This is a genomic window from Actinoallomurus sp. NPDC052308 (genome assembly GCF_040679195.1).
GTDB lineage: Bacteria > Actinomycetota > Actinomycetes > Streptosporangiales > Streptosporangiaceae > Actinoallomurus > Actinoallomurus liliacearum.
On record NZ_JBFAUM010000001.1, the window covers coordinates 471,273 to 489,444 of the forward strand.

Below are 18,172 nucleotides of genomic sequence, written 5' to 3' on the forward strand. Positions count from 1 at the left end.
CGCCGACACCCAATACTCTTCATTGAGTGTCGACGCTCGTAAGCCATCCCCTTCTCGACGGCCTCAATGCCGCCCAGCGCGCGGCGGTCGCCCACCAGGGCGGTCCGCTGCTGATCGTCGCGGGCGCGGGCTCGGGCAAGACCCGGGTCCTCACCCACCGGATCGCCTACCTGCTCGGCGAGCGGGGCGCGCAGCCCGGTGAGATCCTCGCGATCACGTTCACCAACAAGGCCGCCGGGGAGATGAAGGAGCGCGTCGACGCGCTCGTGGGGCCGCGCTCCCGCGCGATGTGGGTCATGACGTTCCACTCCGCGTGCGTGCGCATCCTGCGCCGGGAGGCGAAGCGGCTCGGCTTCCCGTCGAGCTTCTCGATCTACGACCAGGCCGACTCGCAGCGGCTGATGGCGCTGGTCTGCCGGGAGCTCGACCTCGACGCGAAGCGCTACCCGCCGCGGAGCTTCTCCGCCCAGGTCTCCAACCTCAAGAACGAGCTGATCGACTACGAGACCTTCCGCGACCAGGCCTCGACGCACATGGAGAAGACCCTCGCCGAGGCGTACACGATGTACCAGACGCGGCTGCGGCAGGCCGGCGCGATGGACTTCGACGACCTGATCATGACGACGGTCAACCTGCTGCAGGCCTTCCCCGACGTGGCCGAGCACTACCGGCGGAGGTTCCGGCACGTCCTCGTCGACGAGTACCAGGACACCAACCACGCCCAGTACATCCTGGTCCGCGAGCTGGTCGGGCAGTCCGGCGACGACGAGGTGCCGCCCGCCGAGCTCTGCGTGGTCGGTGACGCCGACCAGTCGATCTACGCCTTCCGGGGCGCCACGATCCGCAACATCCTGGAGTTCGAGCGCGACTACCCCGACGCGGCGGTCATCCTGCTCGAGCAGAACTACCGGTCCACCCAGACGATCCTGTCGGCGGCCAACGCGGTGATCGAGCGCAACGCCGACCGCAAGCCCAAGCGGCTGTGGTCCGATCAGGGCGAGGGCCCCAAGGTCAGCGGGTACGTCGCCGACAACGAGCACGACGAGGCCGCGTTCGTCGCCCAGGAGATCGACCGGCTCAGCGACGAGGAGGACGTCGCGCCCGGTGACGTGGCGGTCTTCTACCGCACCAACGCCCAGTCGCGCGTGTTCGAAGAGGTCTTCATCCGGGTCGGCCTGCCGTACAAGGTCGTCGGCGGCGTCCGGTTCTACGAGCGCAAGGAGATCCGCGACCTGCTCGCCTACCTCCGGGTGCTCGCCAACCCCGAGGACACCGTCAGCCTCCGCCGCATCCTCAACGTTCCCAAGCGGGGGATCGGCGACCGGGCCGAGGCGTGCGTGGAGGCCCTCGCCGGCCGCGAGCGGATCTCGTTCTGGCAGGCGCTGCGCCGCGCCGAGGAGGCGCCCGGCATCGCCACCCGCTCGCTGAACCAGATCAAGGACTTCGTCGCGCTGCTCGACGAGCTGCAGGACATGGTCGAGACCGCGACGCCGACCGACCTGATCGAGGCGATCCTGACCCGGAGCGGCTACCTCGCGGAGCTGGAGGCCTCCCGCGACCCGCAGGACGAGACCCGCATCGAGAACCTCCGCGAGCTGGAGTCCGTGGCGGCCGAGTTCGAGGAGCGCCTCGCCGCCGGCGTGGCCCCGCCGGCGGCCGGCCCGGCCGACGACGAGGAGGCGGAGCCGACGCCGATCGGTGCGGAGGGCCGGCTCGTGGAGTTCCTGGAGCAGGTCGCGCTCGTCGCCGACGCCGACCAGATCCCCGGCGGTGAGGCGGGGGTCGTGCCGCCGAGCGACCGCGGCCAGGAGGGCGTCGTCACGCTGATGACCCTGCACACGGCCAAGGGCCTTGAGTTCCCGGTCGTGTTCCTCAGCGGCATGGAGGACGGGGTCTTCCCGCACCTGCGCTCGCTCGGCGACGCCAAGCAGCTGGAGGAGGAGCGGCGGCTCGCCTACGTCGGCATCACCCGCGCCCGGCAGCGGCTCTACGTCTCCCGCGCGACGATGCGCAGCTCCTGGGGCGCCCCCTCGTACAACCCGCCGTCGCGGTTCCTCGGCGAGATCCCCGACAAGCTCGTCGAGTGGAAGGGCGGCGGCCAGGACGCGCAGGCCACCCCGGCCATGGCGTCGCTGTCGCAGCGGCCGGGCGTGCGCTCCCCGGGCAACCGCGCGGTGCCCGCGCTGTCCCCCGGTGACCGGGTCGTCCACGACTCCTTCGGCCTCGGCACCGTCGTCTCGGTCGACGGGGCCGGCGAGAAGGCCGCCGCGACGGTCGACTTCAAGGGCGACTACGGGGTGAAGCGCTTCGTCCTCCGGTACGCGCCGATCGAAAAGCTCTGACGTCCCGTACGCGTACGCCAAGGGGCCGAAAAGGTTGCACGGCCGATATGGCCGGATGCGGGCGTCGACATGTGGCGCGCGGACCGTCATGATGCACCTGGGAGCACCTGCGGCCCGTTGGGAGGAAAATGGGGCGGTTCGCGCGGCGTCTCCTCGTCGCGGTCGTGTCCGCGCTGAGCACGACCGTAATCACGTCATCGGTTCTCGCGTCGTCCGCCGTGGCTTCCCCGGGACGGCCGGTGACGCCACCGGCCGGCGGTTACCACATCCCCGCCTACCGCCCGGCGCCGGCGACGCAGCGACTGGTGGTCTGCAAACCCGGCGCCCACCTGACCGGTCTCGCGCAGCAGTTGGCCGCCGAGTGCGGCTACCACGACATCCAGGCGGCCGTCGACGCCGTCCGGCAGCGCGGCACCACCATCTACGTCCTCCCCGGCACCTACCGCGAGCGGCCGAGCCTGGCCGCGCCGTCCGGAGCCTGCCGCGCGCTCGCCGACGCGGCCACCCTGACGTACGAGCAGCAGCGCGCCTGCCCCCACCTGCGCAACCTGATCAGCGTCTCCGGCCTGGGGGACCTGCAGATCGAGGGCGTCGGCGCCGGGGTCGTCGTCCAGGGGGACCGGCCGATCGGCGTCCTCGCCGACCACGCCGACGGCTTCTACCTGCGGGGCATCACGGTCGAAGGGTTCAAGGAGGACGGCGTGGCCGTCGTCGAGACCGACGGGTTCGCCCTCGACCGGGTCGTCGCGCGCGACGACGGCCAGCACGGGCTCGCGGCGTACGCCACCGACCACGGCGTGATCGCCGACTGTGAGGCGTCCGGCAACGGCGACGCGGGCATCGCCACGGCCTCCGCCTCCGACCAGCGCGGCGACCGGCTGTCCGTGGAGATCCGTGGCTGCCGTTCGCACGGCAACCTGATCGGCTACTCCGGGACGGCCGGGGACTCGGTGTACGTCCACGACAACGAGTTCTCCGGCAACGCCACCGGCGCGGTGCTCGACAGCAGCGTGCAGGCGGTCGGCATGCCGCAGAACCACGCGATGTTCGTGGCGAACCGCGTGTTCGGCAACAACGCCGACCCCTACCGCGACTGCGGCTCGCACTGCCCGGCGCGCGCGGTCCCCGTCGGCACGGGCATGCTCCTGGCGGGCGGCGACGAGAACACCTACGCGAGCAACTTCGTCTACGACAACTGGCGCTACGGCATCGCCCAGTACTGGATCCCGGCGAGCCGGCGCGGCGAGACCGACCCCGCCAAGCAACGGGACACCTCGCACGGCAACCGCTACGTCGGCAACCTGATGGGCGTGACGCCGACCGGGGCGTCCGCGCCGAACGGCGTCGACTTCTGGTGGGACGAGCAGGGCGACGGCAACTGCTGGCAGAACAACGCCTCCTCGTGGGGGCGGCCGCGCAGCGACCCGGCGGCCCTGCCCGACTGCGACCACCCCTCCTCCGGCGGGCCGTACGCCCAGCAGGGCAACCCCGCCAAGACCGCGGTCGTGACCGCCTGCGCCGGCTACGCCCCCGGCCGCCGGCAGCCCACGGGCTGCACCTGGTTCACCGCGCCGGGCAAGCCCGCGGCCTGACCCGCCGTGCCGCGCGCGGGGCCGGTCGGCGCCGTCCCCGCGCGTAACGACTAATCTGCGGAACAGTCCACGTACCCCGGTAGGAGGCAGTAATGGCGGGTCCGATCCGCGTCGTCATCGCCAAGCCCGGTCTCGACGGCCATGATCGCGGCGCGAAGGTCGTCGCCCGCGCGCTGCGCGACGCCGGCATGGAGGTCATCTACACGGGGCTGCACCAGACCCCCGAGCAGATCGTCGAGGCGGCGCTGCAGGAGGACGCCGACGGCATCGGGCTGTCCATCCTGTCCGGCGCGCACATGACGCTCTGCGCCAAGGTGGTCGAGCTATTGAAGGACCGCGACGCGCTCGACATCACGGTCTTCGTCGGCGGCATCATCCCGGACGCAGACATCCCCGAGCTCGAGAAGCTCGGCGTCGCGAAGATCTTCACGCCCGGCGCCACCACGCACGAGATCGCCGAGTGGGTCCGCGGGAACGTCGGCGGCGAGGACTGATCCTCAGCCCGGAGGAATCGGCAGCGGGGAGCGTTCGGCGCTGAGGGCCAGCACGACCAGGGCCGACGTCCAGCCGAGCGGGGCGACGCCGGCCTGCCGGCCGTCGTCGTCCACCTTCTCCGGGAACGACCCGAGCGACGAGCGGTGCGCGATCAGCCAGTCGAGCCAGTCGCGCTTCCCGAACCTGTCACCGATGGCCGCCGCCTCGAGCGCGAACAGGCCCGTCTCCGGGGTCCACGCGGCGCCGGCGCCGTACCTCTCGCCGGGCACCGCGCCGCCCTTCGGCAGCCGCAGCCGGTCCCGGATCCGGGCGACGGCGGCCAGCACCCCGGGCGCGGGGGTGGCGAACGGCGGGGCCAGGAAGGTGACGGACGCGTCCACGGCCCCGCCGGGGATCGGCGAACGCGGATAGCCGTACGGCCCGAAGCGCCGCTCGATGCCCGCGGCCAGCCGGTCCGCGGCCCGGTCCCAGCGCTGCGCCGCCCCGGCGTCGCCGTGGTCGGCGGCCAGCGCGGCGGCGGCCCGCAGCCCGGCCAGCATGGGCGCGCAGACGCCGAGCGTCGGCGCCTGGGGCGCCTCCTCCCGTGCCGGGCTGCGCTCCCAGTAGTCCGGGGACGGCGGCGGCAGGCCATCGCCGCGCAGCGCGGTCGCGGACCGGTCGGCGGCCCGGCGGACCATCGGCCACAGCGTGTCCAGGTCGACCGCATGGGGGTCCTTCGCGCGCAGGAACCAGGTCGCCCACAGCACCCAGCCGAGGCTGTCGAGCTGCACTTCCCGGCCGTCCGCGACGGCCGTGCCGTCGGGCAGGTAGCGGGCGGCCCACAGGCCCGTCGGCGCCTGGGCGCGGGCGAGGAAGTACAGCACCCGCTGGGCGTCGCCGCCGTGCCCGGTCGCCGCGAACGCCGCGACCGTGAAGGCCGCGTCGCGCGGCCAGACGTAGTTCCACGCGCCGTACCAGGACGCGGTCGAGGCGCCGTTCGGCAGGGTCAGGATGCGCAGGTCGAGCAGGGCGCGGCCGGCCGCCTCCCGCTGTTCGGGCGTGCTGCCGGGAACCGTGCCGGCGGCCAGCCACGCCTGGTCGGAGTGGATCGCGTCGGTCACCCGTGAGTCGTCGCGGGGGAGGGTCACCGGTTCGTCGCCGCCGAACGGGATGAGCCGCGCCCGGCCGTCGGGGAGCAGCAGGACGTTGCTGTCCGGGGCGTACGAGCCGCCGGCCGCCTCCTCCGGCGCGATCGGAACCCGCGCGAACGGCCAGCCGCCGTTGCCGAGGAGACCGGGACTCCGCCACGGGGAGTCGCCGGGCCGCGGGAGGGCCGCGGCGCAGGTGGCGCTGAGCGAGGCCACGAGGAGCAGCAGGGCGACACGGCGAACGCTTCGTGCGGTCTTCCGCGTCACTCGCGCACCTCCCGTGCCGTCTCCTGCCCTTACCAGCGGCTTCCGCCGTCGATGACGTTCCAGTACATCAAACCGCGCAGGGCACTTCAGCGACATCGACTCCTTACCCGGCCGCCATCCGCGCGACGCGTTCGGGCGGACCCACCGGCCCCCGCCGTGTCGTAGAAGGACTAGGCTGCCTGGTCGGAGCGGACCGCTGGACGCGGTCGTTATCTGTCGATCCCGTTAAGGACGGACCCCCGTGGACCTGTTCGAACATCAGGCGAAGGAGCTCTTCGCGGAGTACGGCGTCCCGGTCCCCACCGGCAAGATCGCCAAGACGCCGGAGGAGGCCCGCGCGATCGCCGACGAGTTCGCCGCGGCCGGCACCTCGCGCGTCGTCGTCAAGGCGCAGGTGAAGACCGGCGGCCGGGGCAAGGCCGGTGGCGTGAAGGTCGCCGACTCACCCGCCGACGCCGAGGAGAAGGCGCGGCAGATCCTCGGCATGGACATCAAGGGCCACACGGTCCACAAGGTCCTCGTCGAAGAGGCCAGCGCCATCGCCCAGGAGTACTACTTCTCGTTCCTCCTCGACCGCGCGAACCGGACGTTCCTGTCCATCTGCTCGGTCGAGGGCGGCATGGAGATCGAGGAGGTCGCCGCGACCAAGCCGGACGCGGTGGCCAAGGTGCCGATCTCGGCCCTGGCCGGCGTCGACCGGGCCAAGGCCAAGGAGATCGCGACCGCCGGCCGGCTGCCGGCCGAGGCCCTGGACGGCGCGGCCGAGCTCATCGAGCGGCTCTGGGCCGTCTTCGTCGACGAGGACGCGCTCCTCGTCGAGGTCAACCCGCTGATCCTCACGCAGGACGGCCGGGTCGTGGCGCTGGACGGCAAGGTCACCCTCGACGACAACGCCACCTTCCGCCAGGCCGAGCACGAGGCCCTCGAGGACAAGGCCGCGGCCGACCCGCTCGAGGCCAAGGCCAAGGAGAAGGACCTCAACTACGTCAAGCTCGACGGCTCCGTCGGCATCATCGGCAACGGCGCGGGCCTGGTCATGTCCACGCTCGACGTCGTCGCGTACGCCGGTGAGGAGTTCGGAGGCCAGAAGCCGGCCAACTTCCTCGACATCGGCGGCGGCGCCTCGGCCGAGGTCATGGCCAACGGCATGGAGATCGTGCTGGGCGACCCCGACGTCAAGAGCGTCTTCATCAACGTGTTCGGCGGCATCACCTCCGGGGACGCCGTCGCGAACGGCATCGTCCAGGCCGTCAAGCTGCTGGGCGACCGCGGCGAGACCGTCGACCGGCCGATCGTCGTCCGGCTCGACGGCAACAACGCCGAAGAGGGCCGGCGCATCCTCAACGAGGCCGCGATCCCGGTCATCCAACAGGTAGAGACGATGGACGAAGCGGCGCGCCGTGCCGCCGAGCTGGCCGCGCAGGGGGCATGAGATGGCGATCTGGCTGACCGAGAACAGCAAGGTCATCGTCCAGGGGATGACCGGCGGCGAGGGTTCGAAGCACACCGCCCGCATGCTGCGCGCCGGCACGAACGTCGTCGGCGGCGTCAACGCCCGCAAGGCCGGGCAGACCGTCACGCACGAGGGCCGGAACCTCCCGGTGTTCGGCACCGTCGCCGAGGCGATGGAGCAGACCGGGGCCGACGTGTCGGTGGTCTTCGTGCCGCCGAAGTTCACCAAGGACGCCGTCGTCGAGGCCATCGACGCGGAGATCCCGCTGTGCGTCGTGATCACCGAGGGCATCCCGGTGCACGACAGCACCTGGTTCTGGAAGCACGCGGTCGAGAAGGGCGGCAAGACCCGCATCATCGGCCCGAACTGCCCCGGCATCGCCTCCCCGGGCAAGTCCAACGCCGGCATCATCCCGGCCGACATCACCTCCCCGGGCCGCATCGGCCTGGTGAGCAAGTCGGGCACGCTGACGTACCAGATGATGTACGAGCTGCGTGACATCGGCTTCTCCACCTGCGTCGGCATCGGTGGCGACCCGGTCATCGGCACCACCCACATCGACGCGCTCGAGGCGTTCCAGGCCGACCCCGAGACCGACGCGATCGTGATGATCGGTGAGATCGGCGGTGACGCCGAGGAGCGCGCCGCCGCGTACATCGAGCAGCACGTCACCAAGCCGGTCGTCGGGTACGTCGCGGGCTTCACCGCCCCCGAGGGCAAGACGATGGGCCACGCCGGCGCGATCGTCTCCGGCTCCTCCGGCACCGCCCAGGCCAAGAAGGAGGCACTGGAGAAGGTCGGCGTCCGGGTCGGCAAGACCCCGAGCGAGACCGCCCGCCTCATGCGCGAGATCATGTCCGCCTGATCCACGCGAGGCAGCCTCCGAAGACGCCCGGCCGGGACCACCCGGCCGGGCGTCTTCGCGTCCGCGCCCTCCCAGTGGCCCTTCCTGAATCGCGGTTGCCGAGCGTTCGGTACGCCTAAGGCGATGGCCATCGAAGGTTCGCCGGGGCTTCTTGCATGGTGCGCCCGGTAAGGGAAGGGCGACACGCCGGGCGGGTGTGCGGAATCGCCGGTTCGGCGCTGCCAGCATGGTCCCCATGACCACGACCGATCACGACGACGCGGAGCTCGAGGACACCGGCCCGTCCCCTGTGGCCGAGACCGTGACGCGGCCGCTCGCCGTCACCGGCATCGTGGCGGCCGTCTGGGCGGCGGGCATCGGCCTGACCGTGCTCGTCACGATCACGCTGATCGGCTGGATCGCCGCGCCGCGCAGCGCGCTCGGCACCGGCCTGCCCGGTGTCTTCCGCACGGCGGTCGGGTTCTGGCTCGTGGCGCACCACGCCGGCTTCACGGTGCCGCACGGCCGGGTCGGGCTGCTGCCGCTCGGGCTGATGATCCTGCCGGGCATGCTGCTGTTCCGCGCCGGCGGGTGGATCGCGCGGACCGGCCGGGTGCGGGGCCGCTACCGGATCGGCGTGACGCACGCCGCGTTCGCGCTGGCCATCCCGTACGCGGTGCTGTCCGGCCTGCTCGCGCTCCTGGCGCGCTCATCGGCCATCCAGCCCTCGGCGTGGCAGGGGCTGCTGCTGTGCTTCCTGCTGGCGATGTTCGCCGGAGGTCTCGGGGCGGCGCGGACGCTCGTCTCGACGACGAACCGCGCGCCCTGGGTCGCGATGCTGGGGCTGCTGCCCCGGCGGGCCCGTTCGGTGGCCGCGGGGGTCACCGGCGCGACGGCCGTCCTGCTCGGGGCCGGCGTTCTGATCTTCCTCGCCTCGCTGCTGTTCCACTTCTCCGAGGCCGAGAACCTCTATGGCGTGCTCAAGCCGGGCGTCGTCGGCGGGATCCTGCTGACCCTGATCGGGGTGGTGTACCTGCCGAACGCCGCGCTGTGGGCGGTCGCGTACGCCGTGGGGCCCGGGTTCGCGGTCGGGGCCGGCACGAGTGTGTCGCCGTCCGGGGTGTTCGTCGGCATGATCCCGGCGTTCCCGCCGTTCGCGGCGCTGCCGGAGCCGGGACCGGCGCCGGCGGTGTCACTGCTCGCGCTGGGGGTGCCGTTCATCGCCGGCGCCGTCGGCGGCGTCTTCACGATCCGGTACCAGCCGACCGAGGCGACCGAGGCCGCGCCGCTGTGGGGGTTCGTGTCCGGTGTGGTCACCGGGGGCGTGATCGCCTTCCTCGCCGCGCTGTCCGGAGGTCCGCTCGGCGGCGGCCGGATGGCCGTGATGGGGCCGTCCGCGTGGCAGGTCGGGCTGCTGGCCGCGCTGGAGGTGGGCGTGTCGGCGGCGATCGCCGCGTGGATCGCCAACTGGCGGCTGCTGCGTCGCAGGCCCGCCGCCCCGGAGACCCCGGACGACGAGCCGGACACCGAGGAGCTCGAGTTCGAGGAGCCGGACCCGGTGCTGTCCTCCGTCGACGAGCCGCTGCCCGAGGGCGTCATCCCGATCGGGGACTGGACGGGCCCGCGGGGCGCGGCGTCGCGGTCGCGCGACGACGGCGGCCCCGGCGATGTCTCACCGATCCGGAGACGGCCGCCGCGCGACTGACCGGGGCCGATCAGGGCCAGGCCGGGGGCTGCTTGCGCAGGGAGTCCTTCGGCAGGTGCAGCTTGCGCTCGATGCGCGGCAGGTACTCGTCCTGGCAGGCCTTCTTGTCCTCGATCGTGAGGGCCGACTCGCGGCACTTCACGTAGCCGTTGAACTCGTCCCACATCACCGCGTATAGCCCGATCTGGGAGAGCGCCAGGACCAGGCTGATCGTGCCCAGCACCACCCCGGCGACCGCGCCGGGCGCCGGGGCGAGGACCCGTCGGGCCTGCTTGCGGGAGCGCAGCCCCGCCACGACCGCCCAGAGGGACAGCGCCACCCCGGCGGGAAGGAACAGCAATGTCATGACGAGCCCGGCGATACCGAGAATCCGCGCGCGGGGGCCGCCGCGCTCGGGTGCGGTCGGCGGCAGCGGCGGGCGGGGTGGTTCGGGGAGCTGCGTCTGCGGCCCGGCCTGGTCGTGGCCTGGCGCGTCACTCACTGGTCCTCCTGGTGTCGGCTGAGCCGGGCCGAGCGGCGGCCGATAGGCTGGTACACCCGCCCACCAGTCGTTCCTGGGAGTTACGGTGTCCGCCCGGCTCGTCGTCCTCGTATCCGGTGCGGGGACCAACCTACAAGCGCTGCTCGACGCGTGTGTCGATCCAGCTTATGGCGCTCGGATCACTGCCGTGGGCGCCGACCGCGACGACATCGAAGGCCTGCGCCGCGCCGAACGCGCCGGCGTGCCGACCTTCATCGTCCGGGTGAAGGACCATCCGACGCGGGACGCGTGGGACGCCGCGCTGACCGACGCGGTCGCCGCGTACGACCCTGACCTGGTCGTCTCCGCGGGCTTCATGAAGATCCTCGGCAAGCGGTTCCTCGACCGGTTCGCCGGCCGGGTGATCAACACGCACCCCGCGCTGCTGCCCGCCTTCCCCGGCACCCATGGGGCGCGCGAGGCGCTGGAATACGGCGTCAAGGTGTCCGGTTGCACGGCGCACTTCGTCGACGCCGGCGTCGACACCGGACCCATCATCGCCCAGGAGACCGTGCCGGTCCTGGACGACGATGACGAGGACTCGCTGCACGAGCGGATCAAGGCGGTCGAACGCCCGCTGCTCGTCGGCACCGTGGGCCGTCTGGTCCGCGAGGGATGGACCATCGAGAACAGGAGAGTGAGGATCGGGTGACCCGTATCGCGATCAAGCGGGCGCTGATCAGCGTCTACGACAAGACCGGTCTCGAAGGCCTCGCCAGGGGCCTGCACGAGGCCGGTGTAGAGATCGTTTCCACCGGGTCGACCGCCGCGCGCATCGCCGAGGCGGGCGTCCCGGTCATGAAGGTCGAGAAGCTCACCGGCTTTCCCGAGTGCCTCGACGGCCGGGTCAAGACCCTGCACCCGAAGGTGCACGCGGGGCTCCTGGCCGACCGTCGCAACCCCGACCACGTCCAGCAGTTGGAGGACCTGCACGTCGAGCCGTTCGACCTGCTGATCTCCAACCTCTACCCGTTCCGGGAGACCGTCGCCTCCGGCGCGACCCCGGACGAGATCGTCGAGCAGATCGACATCGGCGGCCCGGCGATGGTGCGCGCCGCCGCCAAGAACCACCAGACCGTGGCCGTCGTCGTCGACCCGTCCGCGTACGACCAGGTCCTCGACGCCGTGCGCCGCGGCGGCTTCGAGCTGCAGGAGCGCAAGCGGCTCGCGGCGCAGGCCTACGCCCACACCGCCGCGTACGACGTCGCGGTGGCGTCGTGGTTCGCGAGCGCGTACGCGCCCGACTCCGACACCCGCTGGCCGGACGTCATCGGCGCGGTCCGCACCCGCAAGAGCGTCCTGCGCTACGGGGAGAACCCCCACCAGGAGGCGGCGCTCTACACCGACGACCAGGGCGGCCTGGCCGGGGCGCAGCAGCTGCACGGCAAGGAGATGTCCTACAACAACTACGTCGACGCCGACGCGGCCCGCCGTGCCGCGTACGACTTCGCCGAGCCGTGCGTCGCGATCATCAAGCACGCGAACCCGTGCGGCATCGCGATCGGCGCCGACATCGCCGAGGCGCACCGCAAGGCGCACGCCTGCGACCCGGTGTCGGCATACGGCGGTGTCATCGCCACCAACCGGCCGGTATCGGCCGACATGGCGCGTCAGCTCGCCGACATCTTCACCGAGGTGATCGTCGCTCCGGGCTTCGAGGAGGAGGCCCTGACGCTCCTCACGGCCAAGAAGAAGAACCTCCGGCTGCTCGTCTGCCCGGAGGGCCCGGCCGCCGAGGTGGACACCCGGCAGATCGACGGCGGACTGCTCGCCCAGACGCGGGACCGCATCGACGCCCCCGGCGATGACCCGGCGAACTGGCAGCTCAAGACGGGTGAGCCGGTCGACGAGGCGACCCTCCGCGACCTGGCGTTCGCCTGGCGCGCCTGCCGCTCGGTGAAGTCGAACGCCATCCTGCTGGCCGCCGACGGCGCGACCGTCGGCGTCGGAATGGGGCAGGTCAACCGGGTCGACTCCGCCCGTCTCGCGGTGTCCCGGGCGGGGGACCGCACCACCGGCTCGGTGGGTGCCTCGGACGCCTTCTTTCCCTTCCCCGACGGTCTTCAGGTGCTCGCGGACTCCGGAGTCAGGGCTATTGTCGAACCCGGCGGCTCGATTCATGACGACGAGGTGATCGAAGCGGCCGCCAAGGCGGGCGTCACCCTCTACTTCACGGGGGTCCGCCACTTCTTCCACTGACCCCAGCAGGTCGCCGGGGCCTCCGCCCCGGCGACCGCATCCCCCAGGGAGACACCTCGTGGCGAACGGATTCCTCGAGTTCGGCGTGGCAGCCGTCATCCGCAGCGCGGCGCTCACCGACCAGGTCCGCCCGTTGATCGGCCTCATCGCCGCCGTACTGGCCGCCGTTCTCGCGGGATCCGCGAGCTGGCACCTGACCGACCGCCTCGTCGCCTGGCGTCAGCGGGCGAATCAGGACGAGCTGTAACCTCCCTCGGGTCGAACGAGCCTCAACCTTCCCCGCCTGAGAGGATTAAACGGTGACCGCACGAATTCTCGACGGCAAGGCGACCGCGGCGGCGATCCGCGCGGAATTGAAGCAGCGCGTCGACGCGCTGCGCGAGCAGGGCATCGTCCCCGGGCTGGGCACCGTGCTCGTGGGCGACGACCCGGGCAGCCAGGCGTACGTCGCGGGCAAGCACCGCGACTGCGCCGAGGTGGGGATCGCCAGCATCCGGCGCGACCTCCCGGCCACCGCCACCCAGGCGGAGGTCGAGGCGGCCGTGGACGAGCTGAACGCCGACCCGACCTGCACCGGCTACATCGTCCAGCTGCCCCTGCCGAAGGGCCTGGACGAGCAGCGGGTCCTCGAACGCATCGACCCGGCCAAGGACGCCGACGGTCTGCACCCGGTCAACCTCGGGCGCCTGGTGCTCATGCAGCCCGGCGTGCTGCCGTGCACGCCGCGCGGCATCGTCGAGCTGCTGCGCCGGTACGACGTGCCGCTCCGGGGCGCCGACGTCACCATCATCGGCCGGGGCATCACGGTGGGCCGGGCGCTCGGCCTGCTGCTCACCCGCCGCTCCGAGAACGCCACCGTCACCACCTGCCACACCGGGACGAAGGACCTCGCCGCGCACACCCGCGAGGCGGACATCGTCGTCGTGGCCGCCGGCGTACCCGGCCTGCTCACCGCGGACATGGTCAAACCCGGTGCGGCCGTGCTCGACGTCGGGATCACGCGCACCGACGAGGGCCTCGTCGGCGACGTCCACCCCGGCGTCCGCGAGGTCGCCGGCTGGGTCGCGCCCATGCCGGGCGGCGTCGGCCCCATGACCCGCGCCATGCTGCTGGCGAACGTCGTCGAGGCCGCGGAGAAGGCCTCCGCCTGAGCCGAACGGCCTCAGGGCACCGCCGGACGGCCTGTCGTGGGCCGTCGACGCGGCGGTGCCGTCGGCCGCTGTCTCGGTAAGGCCGGCCTGGTCAGCTCAAGCTCGGTAAGGCCGGCCTGGTCAGCTCGCGCGCCGCCCCGGGGCGGTGGGCTGGCCGGGCGCCGTCGGCTGACGGGGCTGCGGCGGCGTGCCCGGCCGGGACCCGTCGGGGCGACGGGCCGGCTCCGGCGGACGGCCGCCCTGGGGCGGCACCTGCACGGGCGGCAGCGGGCGGACGAGCCCGAGCGCGATGACCTCGTTGGCCAGCCGGGTCCGCCGGTTGGCGCCCTCCGGGATGCGGAACTTCTGGTACAGCCGCAGCAGGTGCTGCTTGACCGCGGCCTCGGTCACCACGAGGTCGGTGGCGATCTCCCGGGCCGTGGCGGGCGCGACGAACGCCTCGTCGGACAGGGCGGGCCGGCACAGCGACGTCAGCACGTCGATCTCGCGGCGGGTGAGCTCCGGAGCGACGGCACGGCGCAGTTCGACGTCCGGATCGACGTCCTCGCGCGGTATGCCGCCCAGCCGGCAGCGCGCGGCGCCGAAGCTGACCACGTCACCGTCCTCGAGCACGCGCCGGGCGATCGGCCGTCCGTTCACGCGCGTGCCGTTGCGCGACAGGCCGAGGTCCACGACGTAGACGTACGGACCGCGGCGGACCAGTTCGGCGTGCAACCGGGACACGCTGGGATCGTCGAGTCGTATGTCCACCCCTCGACCTCGCCCGACGGTCATGACCTCAGAGCGCAGTGGCAGTACCGTGCCGGTTTCTTCGATCCGTATGTACGGGCCCTCCACAGCGGTCCCTCCAGTAGTTAGCGACCCCTGTCTGCCTGGTTACCCGGACCGGCCATGGTCACACCCGCCTACCGGTGGGTAAGGCCGAGTACACCGGAGATTACGGGACATTCGCCCCTCCGGGAAGGGCCCCGGGAGCGCCCGGCGGCGGTCTCCCCACGGCCGCCGGGCGAGCGCGACGGGCGCGCCGGATGAACGACGGGCCGTGCCGGATGACGCGATGCGCTCGCCGTCCGCGCCATAGGTGGGCGGGCCACGCGCGGGCGCTGCCAAGATAGGGGTATGTCGGAGCAGTACGGGCCACCGGAGTCCTACGACCCGTCCCTGGGGGACGTTCCCGCCGCGGCGCAACCCGCCCCGGGGCCGAAGACGCCGCCGTCCCCACGGCGTGCGGAGCGCGCACCGGCCCGTCCGGCGGTGCCGCGATGGCTCGGGCAACTGCCGTACATCTTCGTCCTCTGCGGCGTCGCCGCCGGCCTGGCCGTGGTCGCGACCAACCACTTCCGGCGGGGCAGCATGCTGATCGCCGCCTCCGTGTTCATCGGCGCGCTCGCCCGGCTGGTCCTCCCGGAGAGCCAGACCGGCATGCTCGCCGTACGGCGCCGGTGGGTCGACGTCATGCTCATGACGGTCGCCGCGGTCGGCGTCACGCTTGTCGCGTTCGTCGCGAAGGGGCAGTGAACTGCCGGAGTCGCGGGCGCCGGCACCGCGCGCCCGGCTCGGCGTCGTGCGTTGACGCCCGCCCGACGACACCGTGCGCTGACGTCCGCGCGACGACGCCTCCTCCCGGAAGCCCCACCTCTTTGCTCGACCGGCCAATGGGCAGTGGGATGATGCAGGCTGCAGGTAAGGAGCCCGTAGCGATACTGGAAAATGTGCGCCAGGTCACTCATGCTGATCGGAATGTCCCCCATCGCGGTCGCTGGACGTCGCGGGGTGTCTCCCCGCGCCGGGGTGGGTCGCATTCCAACCCCCGAACACCTGGGGCTCCGCGAAACCCGTCTGGTCGATAGGAAACGTGAGGGATCGACTGAGACCTGCTGAGGGCGGCCGACCCCGCCCGTCTGTCTCGATATGAGAGTTGCTGACGAATGTTGTTGAGCGTGAAGCGGAGCACCCGGTGACTGATTCGACCATCATCTACACCCACACGGACGAGGCACCCGCCCTGGCGACGTATTCGTTCCTGCCTGTGATCCAGGCATACGCCTCGACCGCCGGCGTCACCGTGGAGACCCGTGACATCTCCCTGGCCGGGCGCATCATCGCCGCCTTCCCGGAGTACCTCGCGGAGGACCAGCGCATTCCGGACGCGCTCGCCGAACTGGGCGAGCTGGTCGACACCCCCGGTGCGAACGTCATCAAGCTGCCGAACATCTCGGCCTCGATCCCCCAGCTGAAGGCCGCGATCGACGAGCTGCGGGAGCAGGGCTACGCGCTGCCGGACTACCCGGACGAGCCGAAGACCGATGAGCAGCGCGACGTCCGAGCCCGGTACGACCGGATCAAGGGCAGCGCGGTGAACCCGGTACTGCGGCAGGGCAACTCCGACCGCCGGGCCCCCGCGTCGGTCAAGAACTACGCCAAGACCCACCCGCATCGCATGGGCGCCTGGACGGCGGAGTCGCAGACGAACGTCGCGCACATGACGGCCGACGACTTCCGGTCCACCGAGAAGTCCGCGGTGATCGCCGAGGCGGGCACGCTGCGCATCGAGCTCGTGGGCGACGACGGCTCCACCACCGTCCTGCGCGAGTCGGTACCCGTCCTGGCGGGCGAGGTCGTCGACGCGTCCGTCATGCGCGTCGCGGCGTTGCGCGAGTTCCTCGCCGCGCAGGTCGCGCGCGCCAAGGCCGAGGGCGTGCTGTTCTCGGTGCACCTGAAGGCCACGATGATGAAGGTCTCCGACCCGATCATCTTCGGCCACGTGGTGCGCGCCTTCTTCCCGAACACCTTCGCCAAGTACGCCGAGACGTTCGCGGGGGCCGGCCTGACGCCGAACGACGGCCTCGGCGGGATCTTCCGTGGCCTGGAGTCGCTGCCCGACGGCGAGGAGATCAAGGCGTCCTTCGACGCCGAGCTCGCCGCGGGCCCGGACCTCGCGATGGTCGACTCCGACCGGGGGATCACCAACCTGCACGTCCCCAGCGACGTCATCGTGGACGCCTCGATGCCGGCGATGATCCGCACCTCCGGCCACATGTGGGGCCCGGACGGCCAGGAGCACGACACGCTCGCCGTCATCCCGGACAGCAGCTACGCCGGTGTCTACCAGGTCGTCATCGACGACTGCCGGGCCAACGGCGCCTTCGACCCGTCGACGATGGGCTCGGTTCCGAACGTCGGCCTGATGGCACAGCAGGCCGAGGAGTACGGCAGCCACGACAAGACCTTCGAGATCCCGGTCACCGGTACGGTGCGGGTCCTCGACGAGGCGGGCGACGTCGTCCTCGAGCAGACGGTGGGCGCCGGCGACATCTTCCGCATGTGCCAGACCAAGGACGCAGCGATCAAGGACTGGGTCAAGCTCGCCGTCACCCGCGCCCGCGCGACCGGCGACCCGGCCGTGTTCTGGCTCGACCGGGACCGCGCGCACGACGCCTCCCTGATCGCCAAGGTCGAGCGGTACCTGCCCGAGCACGACACCGCGGGCCTGCAGATCGAGATCAAGTCCCCGGTCGAGGCGACCGCCTTCTCCCTGGAGCGGATCCGCCGCGGCGAGAACGCCATCTCCGTCACCGGCAACGTGCTGCGGGACTACCTGACCGACCTGTTCCCGATCCTGGAGCTGGGCACCAGCGCCAAGATGCTGTCGGTCGTGCCGCTCATCAACGGCGGCGGTCTGTTCGAGACGGGCGCCGGCGGCTCGGCGCCCAAGCACGTGCAGCAGCTCGTCAAGGAGAACTACCTGCGCTGGGACAGCCTCGGTGAGTTCCTCGCGCTCGCGGTCAGCTTCGAGCAGCTCGCGCAGACGACGGGCAACGCCCGCGCCCAGGTCCTCGCCGACACCCTCGACCGGGCCACGGAGACCTTCCTCAACGAGGACAAGTCCCCGACCCGCCGCCTGGGCGGCATCGACAACCGCGGCAGCCACTTCTACCTGGCCCTGTACTGGGCGCAGGAGCTGGCCAAGCAGACCGACGACGCCGACCTGGCCAAGGCCTTCGTCCCGCTCGCCGAGACGCTGACCTCGCAGGAGAGCAAGATCGTCGACGAGTTGCTCGCGGTTCAGGGTTCCCCGGCCGACATCGGCGGCTACTACAACCCCGACCCGGCCAAGGCCGCCGCCGTCATGCGCCCGTCGCGGACGCTCAACCAGGCCCTCGCGACCCTCGCCGCCTCATCCGCGTGACGCCCACGGCGGCGTCGAGCGACGCCGCCCAGGCCTGATCTCCCGCACTGCGAAGGCCGCCCGCCGCACCCGGTGGGCGGCCTTCCCCGTCACCGTGGGGGTACTCCCGGCGCAGAAAAAGGTCTGCCCCGGGCGCGCGCCTTGTCGGCGGGAGCGGATCCGGGGCTTAGGGGTGGCGAGGCACAGCCGGGTGCCGGAGGTGCTGGCGCGGAGGCCGCGATAGGCGGTGCGGGGGCGGAGTTGGGCGCGCGATAGCCTGGCGGCCGGACTATCTCGACGACGAGAGAC

15 protein-coding genes are annotated in these 18,172 nt (G+C 72.0%); 12 read left to right on the forward strand and 3 right to left on the reverse strand.

Features of this window, described 5'->3' with window-relative positions:
* Positions 1-26: 26 nt before the first annotated feature.
* The 3 genes from pcrA (at position 27) to AB0L00_RS02560 (ending at position 4,428) form a co-directional block, all read left to right on the forward strand.
* On the forward strand, positions 27-2,342 hold the full coding sequence (gene pcrA, locus AB0L00_RS02550; RefSeq protein ID WP_364427297.1) for a DNA helicase PcrA: 2,316 nt from the start codon (positions 27-29) through the stop codon (positions 2,340-2,342).
* 239 nt (positions 2,343-2,581) lie between these two features.
* Complete coding sequence (locus AB0L00_RS02555) at positions 2,582-3,934, forward strand: right-handed parallel beta-helix repeat-containing protein (protein ID WP_364427300.1); 1,353 nt, start codon at positions 2,582-2,584, stop codon at positions 3,932-3,934.
* Positions 3,935-4,026: 92 nt separating this feature from the next.
* Positions 4,027-4,428, forward strand: a complete 402-nt coding sequence (locus tag AB0L00_RS02560; RefSeq protein ID WP_364427302.1) for a cobalamin B12-binding domain-containing protein — start codon at positions 4,027-4,029, stop codon at positions 4,426-4,428.
* 3 nt (positions 4,429-4,431) lie between these two features.
* Here the strand turns inward: AB0L00_RS02560 and AB0L00_RS02565 are convergent, their stop codons facing one another.
* On the reverse strand, positions 4,432-5,823 hold the full coding sequence (locus tag AB0L00_RS02565) for a glycoside hydrolase family 15 protein (protein WP_364427305.1): 1,392 nt from the start codon (positions 5,821-5,823) through the stop codon (positions 4,432-4,434).
* 241 nt (positions 5,824-6,064) lie between these two features.
* Between AB0L00_RS02565 and sucC the strand changes: the two genes are divergently transcribed.
* The 3 genes from sucC (at position 6,065) to AB0L00_RS02580 (ending at position 9,825) form a co-directional block, all read left to right on the forward strand.
* Positions 6,065-7,255 (forward strand): ADP-forming succinate--CoA ligase subunit beta, encoded by a 1,191-nt coding sequence (gene sucC, locus AB0L00_RS02570; protein ID WP_345353082.1) that lies wholly within the window; start codon positions 6,065-6,067, stop codon positions 7,253-7,255.
* Position 7,256: 1 nt separating this feature from the next.
* Positions 7,257-8,141: a succinate--CoA ligase subunit alpha gene (gene sucD / locus AB0L00_RS02575; RefSeq protein WP_345353084.1), complete on the forward strand. Its 885-nt coding sequence runs from the start codon at positions 7,257-7,259 to the stop codon at positions 8,139-8,141.
* Between the two features lie 235 nt (positions 8,142-8,376).
* Positions 8,377-9,825, forward strand: coding sequence for a DUF6350 family protein (locus AB0L00_RS02580; protein WP_364427307.1), 1,449 nt, complete (start codon positions 8,377-8,379; stop codon positions 9,823-9,825).
* Positions 9,826-9,835: 10 nt separating this feature from the next.
* Here AB0L00_RS02580 and AB0L00_RS02585 read toward each other — a convergent pair whose 3' ends face one another.
* Positions 9,836-10,306: a DUF4190 domain-containing protein gene (locus tag AB0L00_RS02585; RefSeq protein WP_364427310.1), complete on the reverse strand. Its 471-nt coding sequence runs from the start codon at positions 10,304-10,306 to the stop codon at positions 9,836-9,838.
* Positions 10,307-10,391: 85 nt separating this feature from the next.
* On the opposite strand from AB0L00_RS02585, the gene purN reads away from it, so the two are divergent.
* Genes purN through AB0L00_RS02605 form a run of 4 tightly spaced genes read left to right on the forward strand, consistent with a single transcriptional unit; the run spans position 10,392 to position 13,695 of the window.
* On the forward strand, positions 10,392-10,997 hold the full coding sequence (gene purN, locus AB0L00_RS02590) for a phosphoribosylglycinamide formyltransferase (RefSeq protein WP_364427312.1): 606 nt from the start codon (positions 10,392-10,394) through the stop codon (positions 10,995-10,997).
* Complete coding sequence (gene purH / locus AB0L00_RS02595; RefSeq protein ID WP_364427315.1) at positions 10,994-12,544, forward strand: bifunctional phosphoribosylaminoimidazolecarboxamide formyltransferase/IMP cyclohydrolase; 1,551 nt, start codon at positions 10,994-10,996, stop codon at positions 12,542-12,544. The genes purN and purH overlap by 4 nt, the downstream gene beginning before the upstream one ends.
* A gap of 58 nt (positions 12,545-12,602) precedes the next feature.
* Positions 12,603-12,791 (forward strand): hypothetical protein, encoded by a 189-nt coding sequence (locus tag AB0L00_RS02600; protein WP_364427318.1) that lies wholly within the window; start codon positions 12,603-12,605, stop codon positions 12,789-12,791.
* Between the two features lie 52 nt (positions 12,792-12,843).
* A complete protein-coding gene (locus AB0L00_RS02605; RefSeq protein ID WP_345353096.1) occupies positions 12,844-13,695 on the forward strand; it encodes a bifunctional methylenetetrahydrofolate dehydrogenase/methenyltetrahydrofolate cyclohydrolase in 852 nt (283 codons plus the stop codon).
* 120 nt (positions 13,696-13,815) lie between these two features.
* On the opposite strand, the gene AB0L00_RS02610 is transcribed toward AB0L00_RS02605, so the two are convergent.
* Positions 13,816-14,532, reverse strand: coding sequence for an FHA domain-containing protein (locus AB0L00_RS02610; RefSeq protein ID WP_364427321.1), 717 nt, complete (start codon positions 14,530-14,532; stop codon positions 13,816-13,818).
* 282 nt (positions 14,533-14,814) lie between these two features.
* Here AB0L00_RS02610 and AB0L00_RS02615 point away from each other — a divergent pair, with 282 nt between their 5' ends.
* Together AB0L00_RS02615 and AB0L00_RS02620 are read left to right on the forward strand one after the other, a co-directional pair.
* Positions 14,815-15,213 carry a DUF3017 domain-containing protein gene (locus AB0L00_RS02615; RefSeq protein WP_345353100.1) on the forward strand — a complete coding sequence of 133 codons (399 nt, stop codon included), beginning with the start codon at positions 14,815-14,817 and terminating at the stop codon, positions 15,211-15,213.
* Between the two features lie 439 nt (positions 15,214-15,652).
* Positions 15,653-17,884: an NADP-dependent isocitrate dehydrogenase gene (locus AB0L00_RS02620; RefSeq protein ID WP_364427325.1), complete on the forward strand. Its 2,232-nt coding sequence runs from the start codon at positions 15,653-15,655 to the stop codon at positions 17,882-17,884.
* Positions 17,885-18,172 lie beyond the last annotated feature (288 nt).